Genomic DNA, 20,003 nt, shown 5'->3' with positions numbered 1-20,003 from the left:
CCCTCATGACAAATCAGCCATCGGTGACGTGGATAACCTCCGTGCGCACCTTTCTGGCCCGCCTTTGGCCTCATCCGTTACCGGGAGGCAGAAAGCAGATGGTCATCGCCAGCATTGGCGCGGGATTGGGTTTAATGATGACCAGCCTGACCAGCCACTGGCTGCTCGGTGAAGTGAATCTGTGGTTTGTCGCGCCGATGGGCGCTTCAGCGGTATTGCTGTTTGGTCTGCCGAACAGCCCGCTGGCGCAGCCGTGGTCAATTGTCGGCGGCAATCTGGTGGCGGGCGTTGTTGGCGTCACCACCGCGCTGTGGGTTTCCCATCCCGCGCTGGCGTGCGGCATCGCGGCCTGTGTGACGATTGCGTTGATGTTTCAACTGCGCTGTTTGCATCCACCGAGCGGCGCGGTGGCGCTGACCGCAATTTTGGGCGGTAACGGCGTCCAGCAACTGGGTTACCACTTTATTCTGACGCCGGTGCTGTTGAACTCGGTGTGTCTCGCGCTGCTGGCGTTGCTGTTTAACAATCTCGCCGGACGCCGTTACCCGCATCCGCTGGCGGCAGCGGAAACCAAAGCGCCGCCTGTGGTGATCGACGTAGCGATTACGCGTGAAGATCTGCATCTGGCGCTGGAGAGCGGTGAAGTGCTGGATATCGATGAGGATGATTTGCAGCAGTTGCTGCAACGCGCCGAAGAGATTGCGACTCTTCGTCAGCGCGGGCAGATGCCGGCATCATCATGAGTGGTCGCCATAAATGGCGACTCGACACCATATTCTTTCACGATGACTTCATCGCCCTCAATTTCAACCACCGCAAACGGCACCTCTTCTGCCCCATCCAGCATCCCTTTGAGCGTATAGAAGCCTGTTTGACCGATGCGCGCAAAGCCGCCGCGATGATCGTGCCCAGAGAAACAGCATTGTATGTTGTAACTAGAAAGCAGCTCTGCCAGCGCGCTGCCGTTGAGTAAGTTGTGGCTGTTATGCGGCGCCAGCGGATAATGCCCAAACACCACCACTTTCTCCCCTTGCTGCTGGGCTTGCTGCAACTGCTGCTCAATCCACGCCAGTTGCTGCGTTCCTACCGCACCGTTCCAGGGTTTCGCCTGCGGCTGCTGGCGCGCGGTGAGGTCCACCAGCATCGCCTCCGCCTGCTTGCGATCGTCACCGTTCTGCGTGTTGCAATAGAGGCTGATGTCGTTGCCGTCATAAACAATAAAACGCCAGCCCTGCAGCCCAAAGGCGTAATAGCTTTTGGGTAGCGCAGCGGCTTCGTTGAGATGCTGCGCGATGGTCTGCGCATCGTGATTACCCAGCACCACCGCATGTGGATGTTCGAGGCGATCGTAAATCGGCAATATCGCCGCGTAGCTGTTCCAGTCGCGATCGACTAAATCCCCCAGCGTAACGACAAAATCCAGCGGCTGCTGATTCAACACCGCAATCGCCTGCGGCAGCTTATGCAGCGCGTGACGATAGTAGAGATTTTTCGCCATATCGGCGTCGATGTCGGCATATTGCGGATCGGCAATCAAACCAAAACGCAGCGTGCTGCTCAGCGACGCGGAACGCACATCGGGCAAGGCATAGAGCTCGGCGACATCGCCCAGCAGTTCACGCTGCAGTTCAGTCAGCGGATGCGGATAAGACACGAAAAGCACTCCTTAGCGAATACCAGCACGCATAAAAGATTGAATAAACTGACGCTGGAAAATCAGGAACAGCACCAACAGCGGCAAGGTGGTCATTAACGTAGCAGCGCCAATCAATGCCCATTGCACGCCCTGCTCCGGCGCCGAGAACAGTTGCAGGCCCACGGTGAGCGGCCGCACGTTGACCGAATCGGTAATCACCAGCGGCCAGAGGAAATCATTCCAGTGGAAGCTGATCGACACCAGCGCAAACGCCACATAGATCGGCTTCGCCAGCGGGATGTAAATCTTGCGCAGAATGTAAAAGCGGCTGGCACCTTCCACAATCGCCGCCTCTTCCAATACCAGCGGAATACTTTTAAAGGTCTGGCGTAGCAGAAAGATGGCGAAGGCCGAGGAGAAATACGGCAGCGCGATGCCGGTCAGCGTATCGCGGAAACCCAGCGCGCCGATGGTTTTGTAGTTATTCAGAATCAGCACGTCGGGGCTGATCATCAGCTGCAGCAGGATCAGCGCGAAGATCGCGCCGGAAAATTTCAGGCGGAAGCGCACTAACGCGTAAGCGGCCATGGTCGCCAGAATCAGCTGCACCACCACAATCATCAGCACCAGCAAGCTGGTATTGAGGAAGTAGCGACCAAAGGGCGCGGCGTGCCAGGCATTAACGAAGTTCTGTAAGGTCAGCGGCGAAAAAAGCGAAAAGCCCGCCTGATCGGATGCCGGATGAATCGCCACCCAGATCGCCACCAGAATCGGTAAAAACCACAGCAACGCGGCAAGCCCAATGCCCATATTCAGACACAGGCGACCAAACGTGATTGTCGGCTTCATTGGTAATGGGCTCGCTTGTCCAGCAGGTTGAATTTAAGCAGTGCAATCGCGGCGAGGATCACTAGCAGTACCACCGTCATTGCCGCTGCGGCGGGCATATCCCAGAAGCTGAAGGCAGTGCGATAGATGTAGAACAGCAGCAGGCTACTGCTGTTATTCGGCCCGCCGTTGGTCATCGCGATCACCTGATCGACGATGCGAAACGCATTCATCGAGGCATTGATCAGCACAAACAGCGTGGTGGGCATCAGCAGCGGCCACTGCACGCGGCGGAAGAAATAGCGGCGCGACGCCCCTTCTATCTGCGCGGCTTCGCTGAGGCGCGGATCGATCTGCTGCAAAGCGGCGAGATAAAAGATCATAAAGAAGCCCGCTTCGCGCCATACCGATACCGCCATCAAACAGTACAAGGCGCTACCCGGTTCGCCGAGCCAGTTCATCGCTGGCAGCGAAAACAGCGCCAGCAGCTTATTCAGCAAACCCAGCTGCGGCGTGTAGAAGAACAGCCACAGATTGGCGATGGCGATCATCGGCAGCAGCGAAGGTATAAAGAACGCAGTGCGCACCAGCGCATTGGCACGCATGTGACGATTGACCGCCAGCGCCATCAGCAGCGCCAGCGTTACCGCCAGCGGAATGGTGATCAACGCATACAGCAGGTTATTCCACAGCGACTGAATGAAGATGTCGTCATCCAGCAGCGCAAGATAGTTATCCAGCCCAACAAAATGGGCTGGACGACCGTTACGTGCTGCGCTGAACAGGCTTTCCCATACGGTCGCAACCGCCGGATAGTGCGTAAACAGCAGTAAAAAACTCAGTGCCGGTAAAATCAGCAGGTAGCCATACAGCTGCATCGACCATAACCGGGGCCGCCGAACCGGCGCAACGGTGAGAATCGTGCTCGTCATTATTGATAAGACTTCAGCAGACGATCGGCTTGCTTCTGCGCGTCTTCCAGCGCTTCGGCTGGCGTTTTCGCCTGCGTCACCGCCGCTTCTACCGCGTGATTGAGCGCATCCTGAATCTGCACGCTGTTGTAAGTCGAGAGTTCTGGCTGCGCATACTTCAGCTGTTCACGCGCCACCAATGCCTGAGGAACCTCTTTAACGTAATCCTTCATCACCGTGGTATCCCATGCCGCCGGAGAGGTCGCTACATAACCGGTGGCGATACTCCAGCGCGCCGCCTGCTCGGGTGAGGTTACCCAACGGATAAACTCCATCGCCGCTTTCTGCTGTTCTGGTGAGGCATTTTTGAAGACATACAGGTTACCGCCGCCGGTTGGGCTGCCGCGCTGGGTTTTCTCCGGCAGCATCGCCACACCGAACGGGAATTTCGCGTTATCACGCACGTTGGTCAGGTTGCCGGTGGTGGTCACCATCATGGCAGTTTTGCCGCTGATGAAGTCCTGCGGCGTGGTGCCCCACGCAATGGCACCCTTTGGCGACACGTCCTCTTTCTGGCCGAGATCGGTCAGCCACTGCAGCGTTTCCACGTTGCCCGGTGTGTTGAAGTGCACCGCTGTACCTTTGCCGTTATCAAGACGACCGCCGTTGGTGGCGGACAAACCCTGGAAGTTCCAGTAACCGTTTGGCGTGGACGGAATCTCAATGCCCCATTGGCTGACGCCGTTGGCATCTTTGATCGTGAGTTTCTTACTGAACTCGACCACCTGCTGCCAGTTGGCCGGTGGCGTATCGGCATTCAAACCGGCTTTCTCAAACGCCCGTTTGTTCCAGTACATCACCACGGTTGAACGCTGGAACGGTACGCCCCACACTTTGCCGTCAATGTGACGCAGAAAGGCCGGATAGAAACCGTCGATCCATTTTTTGCCTTCCTCGCCCTGCGCTAAATCGCTGGCCGCCACAATCGCACCGGCATCAATCAGTGAATACGCTTCGATATCACCGATCACTGCCAGCTGCGGCGCGTTGCCACCCCGAAAGGCGGTCAGCGCTTTGGTCACGGTGGTGGCGTAGTCACCGGTATACACCGGCTGAATGCTCACGTCCGGATGCACTTTCTGGAAATCCGCCACCAGCGAATCTACGGTGTGGCTTACTTTGCCGCCCACCGCGATCGGGTAATACATTTGCAGCTTGACCGGTTCAGCCGCAAAAGCTGAGGTGGTGACGGCGAGAACTAATGCAGAAAGACGTGAATAACGAATCGCAGACATGATTTTCCCTTGGGCAAATGACAACGGTTAAACGGCGTATTTTTTCTGTGAAGCAAACATCTGTTGTTCGGCTGGCACGCAGCGCTTACCGCTCTCGCGATGAAACAGATATTGCCGCGCGGCGGACCACTGCAATCCCACCTCACTGCCATCGGTGAAGCGCTGCATGCCCGGCACTTTAATGGTCAGCGGTTCGCTGATGCCAGCAAGCAGGCACACCAGCAAGGTATCAGCGCCCATATATTCAGAACCGATCACCCGCGCGGTCAGCGCCGCCTGTTCTGCAGCGATCGGCTGGATATCTTCGGCACGCAATCCAAGGCTCAGCGGCGCGTCGCGGTATTCCACTACCGGCGCGGTGAGATGCAGCAGATAGTGATGCGCGCCATTGCGCTGCAGCGGCAGGATGTTCATCGGCGGTGCGCCAATGAACTGTGCGGCAAACACGCTGGCGGGATTGTTGTAGAGATCGTCTGGCGTGCCGTGCTGTTCAATGTGGCCATCGTTGAGCAGGATAATGCTGTCGGCCATGCTCATCGCTTCAGTCTGATCGTGCGTGACGTACAGCATGGTCAAACCGAGTTTTTTCTGCAGCGCGCGGATTTCACGGCGCATGCTTTGCCGCAGCCTGGCGTCGAGGTTCGACAGCGGCTCATCCATTAAACACAGCGTGTTATTGGCGATCACCGCACGGCCCAGCGCCACGCGCTGCTGTTGTCCGCCGGAGAGCTGCGATGGCAAACGATCCAGCAGCTTATCCAGCTCCATTAGCTTGCTGACATTATCCAGGCGTGCAGCAAACGACAGTTTCTCCTCGCCGCGCGCTTTCAAACCAAACAGCAGGTTTTCGCGCACGTTGAGGTGGGGAAACAGCGCGTAAGATTGAAACACCATCGATAGCTTGCGCTGCGACGGCGGCAGATGGGTGATATCGGCATGATTAAAGTGGATCGCCCCGCGATCGGCTGTTTCCAGTCCGGCGATGGTACGCAGCAGCGTCGATTTACCGCAGCCCGATGGACCGAGCAGCGCGACAAACGCGCCTTCTGCCGCGTCGAAGCTGATGTCGTCCAGGGCGGTTTTCTCGCCCCAGGCTTTAGTGATGTGGTGAAGCGAAAGGTGGCTCATGCATCCGCAATCCAGAAATCAGAATGGCGGTAAGCTAGCGGAAGGAAATGAAGGTTTTATGTCATTGCGGTGACCGCGCGGTTAATCAGATGCGCAATGCATTACGCCGCTACAAATAATTGCACGCTTAGTAGCGGCAAGGTTCACGCGCTCTTTTGCTTTTTACTGATTGAAATAGTGCTGATGCAAAATCGCAGCCCCATCATCAATCGCTTTCATCAATATCTTTTCACTGGTGACCGCATCGCCGGCCTGTAACGCTTCCAGCAGGTGATCATAGTTATGATGCCCATTCACCACCTCGGCCGGCTGCGGATAGAGATAGTTAAAGCACGGACCGATCTGCACCCAAAGCTGTTCGATCAGTGCCTCCAGCGTTGGCATTTGCGCATAGCCATAGAGCGTAAAACGGAACGCGCGATTGGCTTCTAACGCCGCCTCGGCATCACCGCTTTGTTTGGCTTGCATAAAGCGCGCGCAGAGTTTTTTCAGTTCGGAAATCTGTTTTTTTCCCAAAAATGGCGTCGCCGCCCTCACCGCTAAACCTTCAAGCTGCTTACGAATCAGCGTAATCTCATCAAAGCGCTGGCGCGTCATTTCCGGGACCAGAAACGCCGCAGCTGGCGTGGCGTCTAATGCTCCGGCAGAAACCAGTCGCAACAAGGCTTCACGCACCGGCGTGATGCTGGTACCCAATTGAGCCGCCAAATCGCGCGTCACCAGCCGTGCGCCAGGTTTTAACTTGCCAACAATCAGCGCGCTGCGCAGTGACGATTCCACCTGCGCGGTCAAACTCATGCGCTGCGCTTTATCCATTTCGATCATACGTTGAGGGCCTTCTACTGAATTTCGCAAATGGTAAGTTATTTTTAATGTTTTATTGCCAACTTGCCAGATTATAGGATATATCATGTATTACAAATAAGCACAGTCTTGATTCTGGCAGTATCCACTCTTTTCACTACCTTGCCGTTGGCAATTTTGGGAAACGTTATGAGATTACCTGCAGTGAAGTTTGCCACCACCGCGTTGCTATTTGCTCTGATGCCAGCCGTACAGGCAGCGGAATTGACCATTGGCCAACCCACGTCTGCCACGGCGATGGATCCCGGCTTTCTTAAAGAATCTGCCACCTTAGTCGACAACCTCTTCGATACCTTAGTGCGCCGCGCCGATGACATGTCATTACAGCCGGGCTTAGCCACTGAGTGGAAAGCGATTAACGACACCACCTGGCAATTTACCCTGCGCCAGGGCGTGAAATTTACCGATGGCGAGCCGGTGAACGCCGAAGCGGTGAAGTTCTCCATCGAACGTATTTTAGACCCCGCCAATCACGCACCGACGATTTCCTATATCCGCACCATCAAATCGGTGGACGTGATCAACGACTATCAGGTGCAGATCCACACCAACGGCCCGGATCCTCTGCTGCCCACGCGCATGAGCCGCTACCCGGCTTACATTGTGCCGCCAGCGTACGTGAAGAAAGTCGGCGCCAGCGAGTTCGCACGCAAACCGGTAGGCAGCGGCGCTTACAAGCTTGATAGCTTTATCCCGGATGAAAAAGTGGTGATGGTCGCCAATGAAACTTACTGGCGCGGCAAACCGGCGATTGATCGCGTTACCTGGCGTCCGATTCCCGAAGCCACCGCACGCCTCACCGCACTGCTGACCGGTGAAGTGCAGCTGATTGAAAGCGTGCCTGCTGATTTAGTGCCCGCGCTGAAAAATCGCCCCAACGTCGAACTGGAACAGGTGAAAGGCGGCGGACTGACGATCTATCTCGGCCTTAAAGATGATGAGAAACCGCTGAGTGATGTGCGCGTCCGTCAGGCGCTTTCGCTGGCGTTGAACCGTCAGGCTTATACCCAACAGCTGCTGCACGGCTTTGGCACGCCAACCGGCACCATGGCCGGAGCCAATGACTTTGGTTATCTGGCGGTTCCGGCCACCGCGCAGGATGTGGCGAAAGCCAAGTCGCTGCTGGCTGCAGCCGGTTACGCAAACGGCTTTACCCTGCGCTTCCAGGCGCCGCGCCGCTATATTGCCAGCGCCGATGTGGCGCAAGCCATCGTGCAGGATTTAGCCGCCATTGGCGTGAAAGCCGAGCTGGAGGTGCCGGAATGGTCGGTTTACACCCAGCAGGTCGCGTCCCAGAAACAGGCTCCGATGTATATGCTGGCGTGGGGATCCACGCAGACGCTGGATGCCGATGCCGCGCTGTTCCCCATCCTGCGCAGCGGCGAGCCCTATTCCACCGTGCATGATGCAGAGCTGGATAAGCTGCTCGACCAAAGCCGTCAGATTGTCGATCCCGTTGCGCGCAAAAAAGTGCTAGAGCAGATTCAGCAACGCGTCGCGGAACAACAGCCGCTGCTGCCGCTGTACCGTGAAGATACCTTGTATGCGCACAGCACGTCGCTCAACTTCAAAGGCCGCGTCGATGCCCGCATCCCGCTGTTTGATCTGAGGCTGAAATGATTTCACCGGGCACCGTGCTGCAGCGCCGTCCGCGCCGCCTGATTTACGGCGATGCGGTGATCGGCAGCCTTTTGCTGATCGTGGTGATTGCCGCGGCGCTGCTCTCTCCGTGGCTGCCGTTGCCCGATGCCTTAAGTAACAATCTCAATGAGATGTTCCTGCCGCCGGGTTCGCCCGGTGCGCAAGCTACGCATTGGCTCGGCACCGATCAACTGGGCCGCGATCTGCTGGCGCGCATTCTCTCCGGCACGCGCTTGTCGCTGCTGGTGGTGTTGGTCGCGGCGGCGATTGGCGCGGTGATTGGCGTCGCGCTCGGTATGATCGCCGGTTACGCCGGCGGTTGGGTTGATGCGCTGATCATGCGACTGATCGACATCCAGCTGGCGGTACCGTTTATTCTGTTGATTCTGCTGGTGATTGCGCTGATGGGCGCGTCACTGACCAACATCATTGTGATTATGGGCTGCACCAGCTGGGCGATTTATGCCCGCGTGGCGCGCGCCAAAACCTTAGAGATTCGGGAACTGGAATATATTCAGGCGGTGCGCGCCATGGGCTTTTCGCCGCTGCGCATACTGCTACGGCATATCCTGCCTAATCTGCTGACGCCGCTGGTGGTGTTGCTAACGCTGGATATCCCACGCCTGATCGTGCTCGAAGCCTCAGTGGGTTTTCTCGGCATGGGCATTCAGCCACCCACGCCAACGCTGGGCAACCTGATTGGCGAAGGTCGCTCTTACATGCTGCTGTCGCAATGGCTGGTGCTCTATCCCGGTTTGGTGATTGCGGCGCTGGTGATTGGCTGCAACCTGCTCGGCGATGCGCTGCTACGTCGCACGCACACAAGGCTGGATTAAGATGCTGAACATTCTGCTCAATCGCCTTGGCCAATCGGTATTAGTGCTGCTCGGCGTGTCGCTGCTGATTTTCTTTAGCCTGCACATGACGGGCGATCCGGCGGCGCTGATGATGCCGCCCGGCTCCAGCCAGCAGGAGATCGATACTTTTCGTCATAGCATGGGCTTTGATCGTCCGCTGCTGTGGCAATACAGCCACTATCTTGGCGGCGTACTGCACGGGGATTTTGGTGAATCGCTGCGCTACAGCCAGCCGGTATTAGCGTTGATTGCCGAACGTCTGCCGGCGACGGCGCTGCTGGCGGTGAGTGCGCTGGCATGGAGTTCGCTGCTCGGTCTGCTGCTCGGCATTATCAGCGCCCTGCGGCCGCACAGCCTGTGGGATTTGTTATGCCGTATGCTGGCCTTCTCCGGCCAGGCGATTCCGGTGTTCTGGCTCGGGCTGCTGCTGATTCTGCTGTTCAGCCTGAAGTTACAGTGGCTGCCCTCCAGCGGTTACGGCACTTTCGCCGCGCTGGTAATGCCGGCGCTCAGTCTGGGTGCGTTTTACATGAGCGCCGTGGCACGCCTGACGCGCGCCAGCCTGCTGGATGTGCTGCAACAGGATTATATCCGCACCGCGCGCGCCAAAGGGCTCAGCGCCTGGCGCATCGTGGTACGCCACGGTTTGCGTAACGCACTGATACCGGTGATCACCGTGCAAGGCATGTATTTCGCCTCGCTGCTCGGCGGCGCACTGGTAACCGAGATTATTTTTGCCTGGCCCGGCATTGGTCGTCTGGCGATTCAGGCGATTCAAAACCGCGATTTCCCGCTGGTGCAGGCGATTGTGTTGCTCGCCGCCGTGGTGTTTGTGGCGATCAATTTGCTGATCGACCTGCTCTATCTGGTGCTGAACCCGAGGATTCGTTTATGAGTCGCCTTGACGCCACGCTTGAACTGCTGAGTGAACTGACGCACTGGCCAAGCGTGGCCGGTCAGTTATCCTCGCAGCGCGGGTTGGCCGCCTGGCTGGAACAGTGGATGGTGGCGCAGCTGAATGCCGCGATCGTCTATCCGGTGGCGTCTCAAACCGATGATGTCCCGCCACTGGTCCATGTACGCATCGATAACGGCAGCAGCAAAACCGTGGTGCTGTACAACATGTATGACGTAATGCCTGCGGATGATGCCGGCTGGGATGTGGCGCCGTTTGTCGGTGGCGTGTGTTACTGGGAAGATGTTGGCGCGGTATTTGTTGGACGCGGTGCAGAGAACAACAAAGGCCCGGTCGCCGCCCTGCTGATTCTGCTACGTGAACTGCAGCAGAGCCAGCAGCTCGATTTTAATATTGAAATCCTGCTCGAAGGCGAAGAGGAAGTGGGCAGCGGCGCGCTGCGGCGTTATCTGGCGCAACAGCCTTGCCCGATTGCTCCCGCTGAAGCCGTGCTGTTTCCGTCACTGTGCGAATACGGTGGCGGCGCACCGCGCGTCTACCTCGGCTTTACCGGACTGGCCAGCGGACGCCTCAGCGTCACCGGCGGCGCATGGGGCGGACCGTCCTCCGCGATTCATGCCAGCAATGCCGGTTGGATCGCCAATCCGGCTTGGCGTTTAGTACAGGCATTAGATGCCATCGCGCCAGCAGAACACAGCGGCGTATTGGCGTGTCACGCCACGGACGATGAGGCGAATCAATTATTGGCGACCTTAGCCGCCGAATTCAGCATCGATGACGAACTGCAGTTCCGTCGCAGCCAGCGCCTGATGATCGCCGGCGATACGCTGAGCTGCCTGCAAACGCTGCTCGGCAGCGCGGTGTTAACGCTGGCCGAACTGCACAGCGATCCGCCGGGCGGACGCGGCGTCATCCCGTTCCGTGCCAGCGCGGAACTGGCGTTTCGCATCCCGCCAGGTTTCGATCAGGACGCGATGATTGCCGACGTGCAGCAGCGGCTGGCACAACCCGATTTAGCCGGCAGCGAGCTGCACCTGTTTGATCGCTATCCCGGCGTGCGCTTTAGCCGCAGCGCCAGCGGCATCGATGCCCTGATCGCCAGCTATCAAACGCTGGGTGCGGCACCGCAAATCTGGCCGTGGGCGCCGGGCTGTGCGCCCGCCTACGCTTTCGCGGCCGTCGCGCCCGCCTTTCTGATTGGCGGATTAGGCCACGGCGGCAACGCGCACGCCGTCAATGAGTTTGTCACGCTGGCGGGACTCGAACGCTTCCAGCAATCCATGAGCTTATGGCTCAACGCATTCAATGATTCGGCCATTGGCCGGGTCGCGCCACACCAGGGAAACACCGCAGTACACAAAAATAAAGGTTGTAAATAATGAAATCAGTAGAAGAGTTTGAACGCGTTCCGCTCGGCTTCTTCCCCACTCCTCACGAGCCGCTGCCGCGGCTCAGTGAGGCACTTGGGATTACGCTGACGATCAAACGTGATGACTACAGTGGCTTCGGCGGCGGCGGCAACAAAGTCCGCAAGCTGGAGTATCTGATGGCGGAGGCCTGCAAAACAGGCGTGAATGTGGTGATCACCACCGGCGGGCATCAGTCGAACCACGCCCGCATGGTGGCTGCCGCCGCACGCAAGTTTGGTATGCGTCCGGTGCTGGTGCTGCGGGGCAATCCGCCCGCAAGCTGGCAGGGGAATCTGCTGCTGGATAAGCTGTTCGGGGCCGAGGTGCAGTTCCTCGATCCCGACGGCTATTTCAGCCAGATTGAAGGTGCGATGCAGGCGCACGCGGATGCGGCTCTCGCGCAAGGTGAAACCCCCATGATTATTCCGCTGGGTGGCGCAACACCACTCGGCGCATTGGGTTATGTACGCGCAGTGGAAGAGATAGCAGCGCAGCTGGCACCCAGCCAGACGCCCGCACCCGATTTCATCGTCGCGCCCACCGGTTCCGGCGGCACACTGGCGGGATTGCATGTGGGCACGCGTCGCTATTGGCCTAATACCCGGGTGATTGGCGTGAGCGTCAGCGCCAAAGCCGACTGGTTCCAGCCACGCATTGCCGGCATGGCGCAGGATTGTGCCGATCTGCTGCAATGGCCGCAGCAGTGGCAGCCGGAGGATATCTGGATTGAGGATGGTTATGTCGGTCAGGCGTACGGCGTGCCATCGGACGGCGGCATCGCTGCCATCTATCAACTCGCCCAACTGGAAGGCGTGCTGCTGGATCCGGTTTACACCGGTAAAGCGATGCACGGCCTGTTCTCGCTGGTCGAGCAAGGGCGCATTCCGCAGGGATCGCGCGTGACCTTCGTGCATTGTGGCGGTTCTCCGGCGCTCTATCCCTTCGCCGATCGCCTGCTGGAGCAGTAATGGAAGCCTTGTTGCGTGTACTGGATGAAGCCACCGTCGCGCAATTAGGCGGCGGGGATATCGCTTTGGCGCTGGAAGACGTCAAAGCAGTGATTCAGCTGATGCGTCTTGGCGAAGCGCAGATGCCCGCCGAAAATCACATCGATCTCGGTACGCCGCTCGGTAAAGCGTATGCCTTACCGGCGCGCGTCGGCGGTAGCTACAATGCCGCAGGCGTGAAGTGGACGGCACATCGTCCACAGCGACCGGATGCGTTGCCCGCCGCCCTAGCCTTGACCCTGATTAACGATGCGCAGAGCGGCATTCCGCGCGGCTTGCTGGCCAGCGGGGCACTCACCGCGGCGCGCACTGCGGCGGTGAGCGCACTGGCGTTACAGCTGGCCGCACCGCGTCCGGTAAAACGCGTGCTGCTGCTCGGCGCCGGTTTACATGCTCAGGCGCATCTACGCATGCTGCAGCAGCTGTTTCCGCAGCTGGAACAGATTGGCGTGTGGAATCGCTCCCCTTTTAAACTCAGTGCGTTGCGCGAAGTGCAGATCGAAACCGATCTGCCGCTCGCTCTGGCGCAGCCTTATGACGCCGTGCTGACCTGTACCAGCGCCGACCAGCCGATTGTCGACGCCGCAGCGGTACGTCCCGGCAGGATCATTTTGCAGGTCGGTTGTCACGAAGTAAGTTTTGCCGCCATCAAAGCCAGCAGCAAGGTGGTGGTGGATGCGTGGGGCGATTTTTCCCAGCGCAGCGCCAAAAGCCTGTTCCAGATGTTCCGCGCCGGGGAGTTTGCTGAGCAGGATGTGGCGGCCGATCTCGCCGCGCTACTGCTGGATCACTGGCGTCCACAGCCCGATGACAGCGTCTATTTCTCCTCATTTGGCCTCAACGTGTTTGATATCGCCCTCGCCGCCCGCGTGTTGCAGGCCGCCGAGCACGACGAGCTCGGTTCGTTGCAGTCGCTGTTTTCAGGAGTTCTGCATGATCATTGATGTGCTTTCACTGCATCAGCGCCAGGCGCACGGCGAAGCGTTTCTGCTGATCGATGTCCGCGAATTTGCCGACTGGCAACGCGCCACCTTGCCTGGCGCGCAGCACTGTAACGTCTACGACTATTTTATTGAGGATTGCAGCGAGACAGGTTTAGCGGTGATGGCAGCCGAAGCCGCCACCGCGCTGCAGCCGATGTTTACCGCGTATCCCAACGCCACGCCGGTGTTTTTCGAGCAGCAGGTCGGCATGCGTTCGCCGCGCGGCGCCTGGTTCGCATGGCTACTCAAGCGTGATGATGCGCTGATTCTGGATGGCGGCGTGGATGCGTGGATTGCGGCAGGCTATGAACTCGCGCCGGGATTGGGATTAAGCCGCACCGTGGCGCATCCACCGGCAGCCAACGCACCCACGTGGAATCGCGAGCTGGTGTGCAGCCGGGAACAGGTGTTGGCAGCAGATGGCGTGGCGGTGATCAACGTGGATGCCCGTCGCCCCAGCGAGTTTGACGGCAGCTTTGCGCATGCCTGCTGTCAGCGCGCGGGACGGATTCCGCATTCTCAGCTACTGTTCTGGGAAGATGTCATCGCCAACGGCCATTTCTTATCAGCGCCGCAGATTGCCGCACGCGCCGCGGCGGCAGGACTGAGTAAAAACGCGAAGTTGCAGGTTTATTGCCATCGTGGTGCCCGCGCCGCCACGGTGTTGGCGGCGTTAAAACTGGCGGGCTATCCCCATGTTTCGGTGTACGTCGGTTCCTGGCACGAATGGGCCGAGCACCACGAACTGCCGCTGTTACACGGCAGCTGATCGCAGCGCCAGCGCCTGCTGCACGTCCGGCGCAGCGGCGAGCAGTTGGCGGGTGTAATTGTCCTGTGGATGGTTAATCACGCTGGCGGTCGCGCCGGACTCCACAATCCTGCCGTGATACATCACCACCACGCGATCGCACAACTGACGCACCGCGCCGAGATCGTGGCTGATAAACAGCACCGATAATCCCAGCTTGTGGCGCAGCGTATTAAACAGCGCCAGAATCTGCCCGCGCACCGATAAATCCAGCGCCGCTACCGCTTCATCCGCCACCAGCAGCTTCGGCTCCATCGCCAGCGCGCGTGCAATGGCAATACGCTGACGCTGGCCGCCCGAGAACGCGCCCGGCAGACGGGTGGCATGTTCGGCTTTCAATCCCACCAACGCCAGCAGCTCTTTGACTCGCGCATCCACCGCCGCGCCTTTGCGCAGTTGCCAGACTCGCAGCGGTTCGGCGATCTGCTCACCAACCGGGATTTTCGGATTCAGGCTGGCATAAGGATCCTGGAAAATAATCTGCGTGTGGCGACGTAAGCTATGCAGCTGACGTCCTTGCAAATGCTGCCCCTGAAAATGCACTTCGCCGCCATCCGCCGTAATCAGGCCAATCGCCGCGCTGCCCAATGTGGTTTTACCGGAGCCGGATTCGCCAATCAGTCCGACAATTTCGCCCTGCGCAATCGACAGATTCGCCGGATGCAACACGCTTTGCCGTTTGGCCGGCCACAGCGGCATGCGGCGCGGCAGCGGATAGCTTTTACTGATGTCGCGCAGCACCAGCAGCGGCGGCTGGGCAACCGGCGCAGTCGCCTCGGGGATTTGCGCTGCCGAAGCAGCAATCAATTTGCGCGTGTAAGGATGCGTTGGCGCGCCGAGCGTACTCAGCACCGCGCCCTGCTCAACCAGCTGCCCTTGCTGCATCACGCAGACGCGGTCGGCGTAGCGCGCCACCACCGAGAGATCGTGGGTGATCAACAAGATCCCCATGCCCATCTCCTGCTGCAACTCCTGCAACAGTGCCAGAATCTGCGCCTGAATAGTAACGTCCAGCGCGGTGGTCGGCTCATCGGCAATCAATAACTCCGGTTGACCGCTGATGGCGCTGGCGATCATCACCCGTTGCCGCATGCCACCCGACAGCTGATGGATATACTGCCGCGCGCGCTGCGCCGGATTGACGATGCCGACGCGATCCAGCAGCGCTATCGCTTCCTGCTGCGCCTGTTTCCAGCCAAACTGACGATGCCGCACCAGCACTTCGGCAATCTGTTCACCAATACGCAGCGTGGGATTCATGCTGGTCATCGGCTCCTGAAACACCGTGGCGATGCGGCAACCACGCAATTGCTGGGTTGTGCGCGCATCCAGCGGCTCGCCATTGAACACCACGCGGCCGCCACTCTGCTGCACGCCCGCCGGCAACAAACTCATCAGCGCCAGCGAGGTCAAGGTTTTGCCAGATCCCGATTCGCCAACTAACGCCAGGATTTCCTTGCGATCGAGATGAAAAGAGATGTTATCCACCAGCAAGCGCTGATCGTGAGTGTGCAGCGAGAGATTTTCAACCGAGAGCAAGCGCGCGTTAGTCATCAGGCAGGGATTCTCAACAAGGAAAAATACAGGATATATCCTGAACATAGCACGAACAAGACCGTTAAGTTATGGCACTGCGCGTGGCGGAATAAGGCTGTTCATTAAGTTTAAAATATTCCGTATTAACGGCGATGATTGCCGTTGAATCGTAAAATGATAAACTTTTTTGTATCATTGGTTTATATTATTTCATATCGACGGCAATAATCGCCGCCAGTTACATGATTCGCAAACGGGTGGCTTATGCTGAATGCTGAAAGTAGAAAGCGGCTGAGAAGCTTGATTCCTGCTGGCTTAATCGCGACGAAAACATGGCTGCAGGAGAACGAATTAAACCCGCACTTCATTGATAATGCAGTGAAGAGCGGCACGTTGATATCGCTTAAACCCGGTGTTTATATGCGTGAACCTGCACCTCTACTGTGGAAAGGCGTGGTGACTTCGTTGCAAAGAATGCAGGAACATCCGGTTCATGTCGGCGGATTAACCGCTCTGGAGTTAGACGGTTTGGCGCACTATCAGTCGCGTGGCAAGTTAGCCAGTGTTCAGCTCTACTCGGCGGCGCCGATGCCGACCTGGTTAAACAAACTCGGCATCAATACGCATTTTGATTACCACAGTACGCGTAAAATCTGGCCAGAATCACTCATGCATGAGAAGAAATTCCTCCGCGAAGAGGTGTGGCATGACTCTTTGCCAGCCTTGCACTATTCCGGACCCGAAAAAGCCATGCTGGAAGTGTTAAACGACGTACCCAAAACGATCAGCTTTGAACATGCCGATCAACTTATGCAAGGACTCTCAACGCTGTCACCGCGTAAAATAGGCGCACTTTTGCGAGCCTGCTCCAGTATTAAAGCAAAGCGATTATTTATGTGGCTGGCGGAAAGACATAATCATGCCTGGCTTAAACACCTGCATCCGGAGGCATATGATTTTGGCAGCGGAAAACGTGAACTTGCCAAAGCTGGCCGACTTGATAATAAGTGGAACATTACAGTGCCAAAGGAGATGTGATCGATGGACAGAACGAGTATCTATTATCGGCAGGTACAACTGCTGCTGCAAATTCTGCCATTGGTCTCTCTGCATAACTGCTTCGCCTTAAAAGGTGGAACAGCCATCAATCTTTTCATCCGGGAATTACCTCGTTTATCTGTGGATATCGATCTCGTGTTTTTACCAGCATTAAATCGCATCGCAGCATTAGCCGCGATAAAAAGGGCACTTGATGAAATTGCTGAAGAAATAAGCACCAAGCTGGTCGGCAGCAACTTTATTCGTTCTTATGAAGATAAAAATGATGCATTGCGACTGATCGTGAATCATGCAGGCGTGCAAATTAAAATTGAGTTATCGCCGGTGTTACGGGGAACCGTATATGAATCCAGAATAATGCAGGTCTGTGAATTGGTTGAAGATGAGTTTGGTTTTAGTGAAACCAACGTCGTTTCATTCGCCGACCTGTATGCAGGAAAGATTTGTGCAGCACTTGATCGTCAGCATCCCAGAGACTTGTTCGATGTCAAATTCCTGCTCGAAAATGAAGGCTTAACGGAGGCGCTCCGCAAAGCATTACTGGTTTATTTGATCAGACACCCTCGCCCGCTTTCTGAACTGCTGCAACCACAGTTAAAAGACATTTCAGGCATCTATGATGGCGAATTTCGTAACATGGCGGAGATAGATGTGCCTCTGCAGGAACTTGAAGCAGCCAGACGTCATTTAATTGAAACGATTAATGCTGCAATTACAGATAAAGAGCGTAAGTTTCTCCTCTCTTTCAAAAATGGCCAACCCGATTGGTCGCTTCTTGAGTTATCGAATATCGATCAACTTCCTGCCGTTCGCTGGAAACTGCAAAATTTAGCGAATATGCCAAAATCCAAACATGTGGCGGCAGTTAATAAATTGAAGAGCGTTTTGAAAATTATTTAGCATTAGGCTTCATGCGCGGTAGTAAGATACGCTAACACCGCGCCGCTGCATTGATCCTTACGACTGACCATCATTAAATTCGCGGTTAATCTAAGTCATACGCCAGCGCAGACGTCGGTTCTGGATGATAGTCAGGCATATAGCCGACATCGAGCAGACCGTTGTTAATCGCCTCATAACAATGGTTGGCCGTTTAACTAAACTTTCTCCTGCGACAAACTCAGAATGGTGCGGATGTTCTGCGCGGTGGTGGCGATAATATCGATCGCGCCAGTGCGCAGTGCGCCGAGAATCGCCATCGCTTTGGTATTTTCTGCGGCAATGGCAATCACGCAGGGAATCTTGCGGAGTTCATCAATGCTCAGCCCAATGACGCGATCGTTCATCACGGTATCCACGTGCTGGCCCTGCGAATTAAAAAAGTCGTAGCCGGCGACATCGCCCGTCACGCCCTGATTAACGCTGGCGTCGATGATTTCGTGCGGTGTGAACCAGCCGAGTTTCACCATATAGCTGTTTTCGTTCATGTCGCCGATGCCCACCAGCGCCACGTCGGCTTTACGCGCGCGGTCCAGCGTCTCTTTGATGGTGCCGTTTTGCATAAACGCATCGCGCAACGCGCGGTTCTCAACATAAGCGGGCGCGTAAAGCGTTTCGCTGATGCCGCCGAACTTCTTCGCCAGACGACGGCTGATATGGTCGGCGTTAATGGCATCACCGGGACGATGCGTGCCGCCAATACCGCTGATAAACAGACAATTACGTGTCGGCACCTGGCCGGGATAATCGGCGACAGCGGCCACGTTGCGTCCTTGCCCAACGGCAACAATGGCGTCGTCTTTCAGCGACTGCGCTAAATGTGACGACACCAGCGCGGCGACCTGACGTCGCTGCTCTTCCTGATCGGGCTGATCGAGCGCTATCAGCGCACGTTGCAGCTGTGGGAAGCGATTTTGCAGCTGTTGTTCGAGGCGGGTGCTGAAGACGGGATGGTAACGCACGTTGATTTCGACGATGCCCTCTTCGCGCGCGCGTTTGAGCAACCGGCCGACTTTAATGCGGGAAATACCAAACTTACGCGCAATCTCCTCCTGGGTGATTTCGTCCTGATAATAGGCGACAGCTATTTCCGTCAGCAGCTCGGAGTCCTGAGAAAGCGTGTTTTTTTCCATCCGTAACCTGTCTTTTGGGTGTTATATGAAGATGTTGCGACCACGCCATGTAGGGTGCGAATTGACGCGCACCAGGTCAACATAAATGGCGACCCTACAAAATGGGGCGAGATCTGACTTTGGCAGGGAGTTATATCATTGATACGACTCGCTTCGCCAGACCACAGCGCCGCGAGTCGATCGAGCGTCACGCTTAGCGCTTGATGGCGTCGATTTTCAGCATACGGGCAATCACGATATCCAGCTCTTTCTGATCGAAGATCTGTTTCCAGTCAGGTTTCACAATCTTCTCACGACCGTACTCCATGGCGATCATGCAGGCATCCGAGAACGGGTTGGTCGCGCGGAACGCCACGGCGAGCGCGATCTGAATATGGCCGTACAACATCGCTTTAGCCGCTTCTTCCGGCACGCCGCTGTGCTTCACGGTTTCATCCAGCGCCTCTTTCATAAACGCACCCACCATGCAGGCTACGGTTTCCACCAGCGTCGGTTCCAGATACGCCAGCTGCGTCACGGTGACCCAATGCACCTGCTCCACCGGGCCGTACATCACGCTGATCACCTTGCTCAGCTCGGCTTTCTGCTCATCAGAACCAGTTTCATAGGAAGCCGCCACGTGCTGAATCGCCGCGATACCACCGAAGGCATCGGCATGTTCTTCTTTGGTGTAACGCTCAAGGAATACCGACGGATGGCAAGGATGCGCCACCGCGTATTCAATGCCATCACGATGGGCGATCAGATTGGCGTAGGCCGCCGCCGGATCCAGCGTCAGCAGAATCGCGCCCGGTTTCATCTGTGGCACCACGCCTTCAGACACTTTGCCCAGCAAGATATCCGGCACAGCAAGAATCACCACGTCGCTCAATGGCACCACGGAGGCGGCATCAGAAAGTTCGCGCCCCTGCGCGCTCACCTGCTCTTGCGCCTTGGGGGAGTTCTCACAGTAAAACACCTGGTAATCGCTTTTCTGGAAGTTTGCAGAAATACGCATACCCATTTTGCCGCCCGCGCCAATCACGGTGATGGTTTTCAGTTGCACGCTCATGT

19 protein-coding genes are annotated in these 20,003 nt (G+C 57.1%); 10 read left to right on the top strand and 9 right to left on the bottom strand.

Features of this window, described 5'->3' with window-relative positions; all coding sequences use genetic code 11:
• The first annotated feature begins 5 nt into the window (after positions 1 to 5).
• Positions 6 to 743: an HPP family protein gene (locus PO881_RS09465; RefSeq protein ID WP_280172833.1), complete on the top strand. Its 738-nt coding sequence runs from the start codon at positions 6 to 8 to the stop codon at positions 741 to 743.
• Here the strand turns inward: PO881_RS09465 and PO881_RS09460 are convergent.
• From PO881_RS09460 to PO881_RS09435, 6 genes are all read right to left on the bottom strand, one after another.
• Positions 713 to 1,654: a metallophosphoesterase gene (locus PO881_RS09460; protein ID WP_280172832.1), complete on the bottom strand. Its 942-nt coding sequence runs from the start codon at positions 1,652 to 1,654 to the stop codon at positions 713 to 715. The genes PO881_RS09465 and PO881_RS09460 overlap by 31 nt on opposite strands.
• A 12-nt stretch (positions 1,655 to 1,666) precedes the next feature.
• Positions 1,667 to 2,485 (bottom strand): carbohydrate ABC transporter permease, encoded by an 819-nt coding sequence (locus PO881_RS09455; protein WP_280172831.1) that lies wholly within the window; start codon positions 2,483 to 2,485, stop codon positions 1,667 to 1,669.
• Complete coding sequence (locus PO881_RS09450) at positions 2,482 to 3,396, bottom strand: sugar ABC transporter permease (protein WP_192411848.1); 915 nt, start codon at positions 3,394 to 3,396, stop codon at positions 2,482 to 2,484. Before PO881_RS09450 ends, PO881_RS09455 begins: the two co-directional genes overlap by 4 nt.
• On the bottom strand, positions 3,396 to 4,670 hold the full coding sequence (locus PO881_RS09445) for an ABC transporter substrate-binding protein (RefSeq protein ID WP_280172830.1): 1,275 nt from the start codon (positions 4,668 to 4,670) through the stop codon (positions 3,396 to 3,398). The genes PO881_RS09450 and PO881_RS09445 overlap by 1 nt, the downstream gene beginning before the upstream one ends.
• Positions 4,671 to 4,697: 27 nt before the next feature.
• On the bottom strand, positions 4,698 to 5,798 hold the full coding sequence (locus PO881_RS09440) for an ABC transporter ATP-binding protein (protein ID WP_192411850.1): 1,101 nt from the start codon (positions 5,796 to 5,798) through the stop codon (positions 4,698 to 4,700).
• Between the two features lie 162 nt (positions 5,799 to 5,960).
• The gene (locus PO881_RS09435) at positions 5,961 to 6,623 is read right to left on the bottom strand and encodes a GntR family transcriptional regulator (RefSeq protein WP_101764418.1); all 663 of its coding nucleotides are present in this window, start codon (positions 6,621 to 6,623) and stop codon (positions 5,961 to 5,963) included.
• A 168-nt stretch (positions 6,624 to 6,791) separates the two neighbouring features.
• Here PO881_RS09435 and PO881_RS09430 point away from each other — a divergent pair, with 168 nt between their 5' ends.
• From PO881_RS09430 to PO881_RS09400, 7 genes are read left to right on the top strand one after another with little or no spacing between them, the layout of a single operon-like run.
• Positions 6,792 to 8,282: an ABC transporter substrate-binding protein gene (locus PO881_RS09430; protein WP_280172829.1), complete on the top strand. Its 1,491-nt coding sequence runs from the start codon at positions 6,792 to 6,794 to the stop codon at positions 8,280 to 8,282.
• Positions 8,279 to 9,139 (top strand): ABC transporter permease, encoded by an 861-nt coding sequence (locus PO881_RS09425; RefSeq protein ID WP_101764420.1) that lies wholly within the window; start codon positions 8,279 to 8,281, stop codon positions 9,137 to 9,139. The genes PO881_RS09430 and PO881_RS09425 overlap by 4 nt, the downstream gene beginning before the upstream one ends.
• A gap of 1 nt (position 9,140) precedes the next feature.
• Positions 9,141 to 10,055, top strand: coding sequence for an ABC transporter permease (locus tag PO881_RS09420; protein ID WP_280172828.1), 915 nt, complete (start codon positions 9,141 to 9,143; stop codon positions 10,053 to 10,055).
• Entirely contained in the window at positions 10,052 to 11,455 is a 1,404-nt protein-coding gene (locus tag PO881_RS09415; protein ID WP_280172827.1) for a M20/M25/M40 family metallo-hydrolase, read from the top strand. Before PO881_RS09420 ends, PO881_RS09415 begins: the two co-directional genes overlap by 4 nt.
• The gene (locus PO881_RS09410) at positions 11,455 to 12,453 is read left to right on the top strand and encodes a D-cysteine desulfhydrase family protein (protein WP_222182024.1); all 999 of its coding nucleotides are present in this window, start codon (positions 11,455 to 11,457) and stop codon (positions 12,451 to 12,453) included. Before PO881_RS09415 ends, PO881_RS09410 begins: the two co-directional genes overlap by 1 nt.
• On the top strand, positions 12,453 to 13,436 hold the full coding sequence (locus PO881_RS09405) for an ornithine cyclodeaminase (RefSeq protein WP_280172826.1): 984 nt from the start codon (positions 12,453 to 12,455) through the stop codon (positions 13,434 to 13,436). Before PO881_RS09410 ends, PO881_RS09405 begins: the two co-directional genes overlap by 1 nt.
• A complete protein-coding gene (locus PO881_RS09400) occupies positions 13,426 to 14,244 on the top strand; it encodes a rhodanese-like domain-containing protein (protein WP_280172825.1) in 819 nt (272 codons plus the stop codon). The genes PO881_RS09405 and PO881_RS09400 overlap by 11 nt, the downstream gene beginning before the upstream one ends.
• Here PO881_RS09400 and PO881_RS09395 read toward each other — a convergent pair.
• Positions 14,230 to 15,837, bottom strand: a complete 1,608-nt coding sequence (locus PO881_RS09395; RefSeq protein ID WP_280172824.1) for an ABC transporter ATP-binding protein — start codon at positions 15,835 to 15,837, stop codon at positions 14,230 to 14,232. The genes PO881_RS09400 and PO881_RS09395 overlap by 15 nt on opposite strands.
• 246 nt (positions 15,838 to 16,083) lie before the next feature.
• Between PO881_RS09395 and PO881_RS09390 the strand changes: the two genes are divergently transcribed.
• Together PO881_RS09390 and PO881_RS09385 are read left to right on the top strand one after the other, a co-directional pair.
• On the top strand, positions 16,084 to 16,857 hold the full coding sequence (locus PO881_RS09390) for a type IV toxin-antitoxin system AbiEi family antitoxin (RefSeq protein ID WP_280172823.1): 774 nt from the start codon (positions 16,084 to 16,086) through the stop codon (positions 16,855 to 16,857).
• Between the two features lie 3 nt (positions 16,858 to 16,860).
• Positions 16,861 to 17,778 (top strand): nucleotidyl transferase AbiEii/AbiGii toxin family protein, encoded by a 918-nt coding sequence (locus tag PO881_RS09385; RefSeq protein ID WP_280172822.1) that lies wholly within the window; start codon positions 16,861 to 16,863, stop codon positions 17,776 to 17,778.
• A gap of 197 nt (positions 17,779 to 17,975) precedes the next feature.
• Here PO881_RS09385 and PO881_RS09380 read toward each other — a convergent pair whose 3' ends face one another.
• Together PO881_RS09380 and PO881_RS09375 are read right to left on the bottom strand one after the other, a co-directional pair.
• The gene (locus PO881_RS09380) at positions 17,976 to 18,950 is read right to left on the bottom strand and encodes a sugar-binding transcriptional regulator (RefSeq protein WP_008104043.1); all 975 of its coding nucleotides are present in this window, start codon (positions 18,948 to 18,950) and stop codon (positions 17,976 to 17,978) included.
• Between the two features lie 193 nt (positions 18,951 to 19,143).
• Positions 19,144 to 20,001, bottom strand: coding sequence for a phosphogluconate dehydrogenase C-terminal domain-containing protein (locus tag PO881_RS09375; protein WP_280172821.1), 858 nt, complete (start codon positions 19,999 to 20,001; stop codon positions 19,144 to 19,146).
• Between the last annotated feature and the right edge of the window lie 2 nt (positions 20,002 to 20,003).

Origin of the sequence: Pantoea sp. SS70 (genome assembly GCF_029866845.1) — a bacterium.
Classification (GTDB): domain Bacteria; phylum Pseudomonadota; class Gammaproteobacteria; order Enterobacterales; family Enterobacteriaceae; genus Pantoea; species Pantoea leporis.
The sequence above is the reverse complement of the archived record's forward strand: the minus strand, read 5'-3'. Positions and strand labels throughout refer to the sequence as shown.

Coding starts and splice junctions, on each gene's coding strand:
- PO881_RS09465 (WP_280172833.1), top strand. CDS start 6: ATGACAAATCAGCCATCGGTGACGTGGATAACCTCCGTGCGCACCTTT.
- PO881_RS09455 (WP_280172831.1), bottom strand. CDS start 2,485: ATGAAGCCGACAATCACGTTTGGTCGCCTGTGTCTGAATATGGGCATT.
- PO881_RS09450 (WP_192411848.1), bottom strand. CDS start 3,396: ATGACGAGCACGATTCTCACCGTTGCGCCGGTTCGGCGGCCCCGGTTA.
- PO881_RS09445 (WP_280172830.1), bottom strand. CDS start 4,670: ATGTCTGCGATTCGTTATTCACGTCTTTCTGCATTAGTTCTCGCCGTC.
- PO881_RS09440 (WP_192411850.1), bottom strand. CDS start 5,798: ATGAGCCACCTTTCGCTTCACCACATCACTAAAGCCTGGGGCGAGAAA.
- PO881_RS09435 (WP_101764418.1), bottom strand. CDS start 6,623: ATGATCGAAATGGATAAAGCGCAGCGCATGAGTTTGACCGCGCAGGTG.
- PO881_RS09430 (WP_280172829.1), top strand. CDS start 6,792: ATGAGATTACCTGCAGTGAAGTTTGCCACCACCGCGTTGCTATTTGCT.
- PO881_RS09425 (WP_101764420.1), top strand. CDS start 8,279: ATGATTTCACCGGGCACCGTGCTGCAGCGCCGTCCGCGCCGCCTGATT.
- PO881_RS09420 (WP_280172828.1), top strand. CDS start 9,141: ATGCTGAACATTCTGCTCAATCGCCTTGGCCAATCGGTATTAGTGCTG.
- PO881_RS09415 (WP_280172827.1), top strand. CDS start 10,052: ATGAGTCGCCTTGACGCCACGCTTGAACTGCTGAGTGAACTGACGCAC.
- PO881_RS09410 (WP_222182024.1), top strand. CDS start 11,455: ATGAAATCAGTAGAAGAGTTTGAACGCGTTCCGCTCGGCTTCTTCCCC.
- PO881_RS09405 (WP_280172826.1), top strand. CDS start 12,453: ATGGAAGCCTTGTTGCGTGTACTGGATGAAGCCACCGTCGCGCAATTA.
- PO881_RS09400 (WP_280172825.1), top strand. CDS start 13,426: ATGATCATTGATGTGCTTTCACTGCATCAGCGCCAGGCGCACGGCGAA.
- PO881_RS09395 (WP_280172824.1), bottom strand. CDS start 15,837: ATGACTAACGCGCGCTTGCTCTCGGTTGAAAATCTCTCGCTGCACACT.
- PO881_RS09390 (WP_280172823.1), top strand. CDS start 16,084: ATGCTGAATGCTGAAAGTAGAAAGCGGCTGAGAAGCTTGATTCCTGCT.
- PO881_RS09385 (WP_280172822.1), top strand. CDS start 16,861: ATGGACAGAACGAGTATCTATTATCGGCAGGTACAACTGCTGCTGCAA.
- PO881_RS09380 (WP_008104043.1), bottom strand. CDS start 18,950: ATGGAAAAAAACACGCTTTCTCAGGACTCCGAGCTGCTGACGGAAATA.
- PO881_RS09375 (WP_280172821.1), bottom strand. CDS start 20,001: ATGAGCGTGCAACTGAAAACCATCACCGTGATTGGCGCGGGCGGCAAA.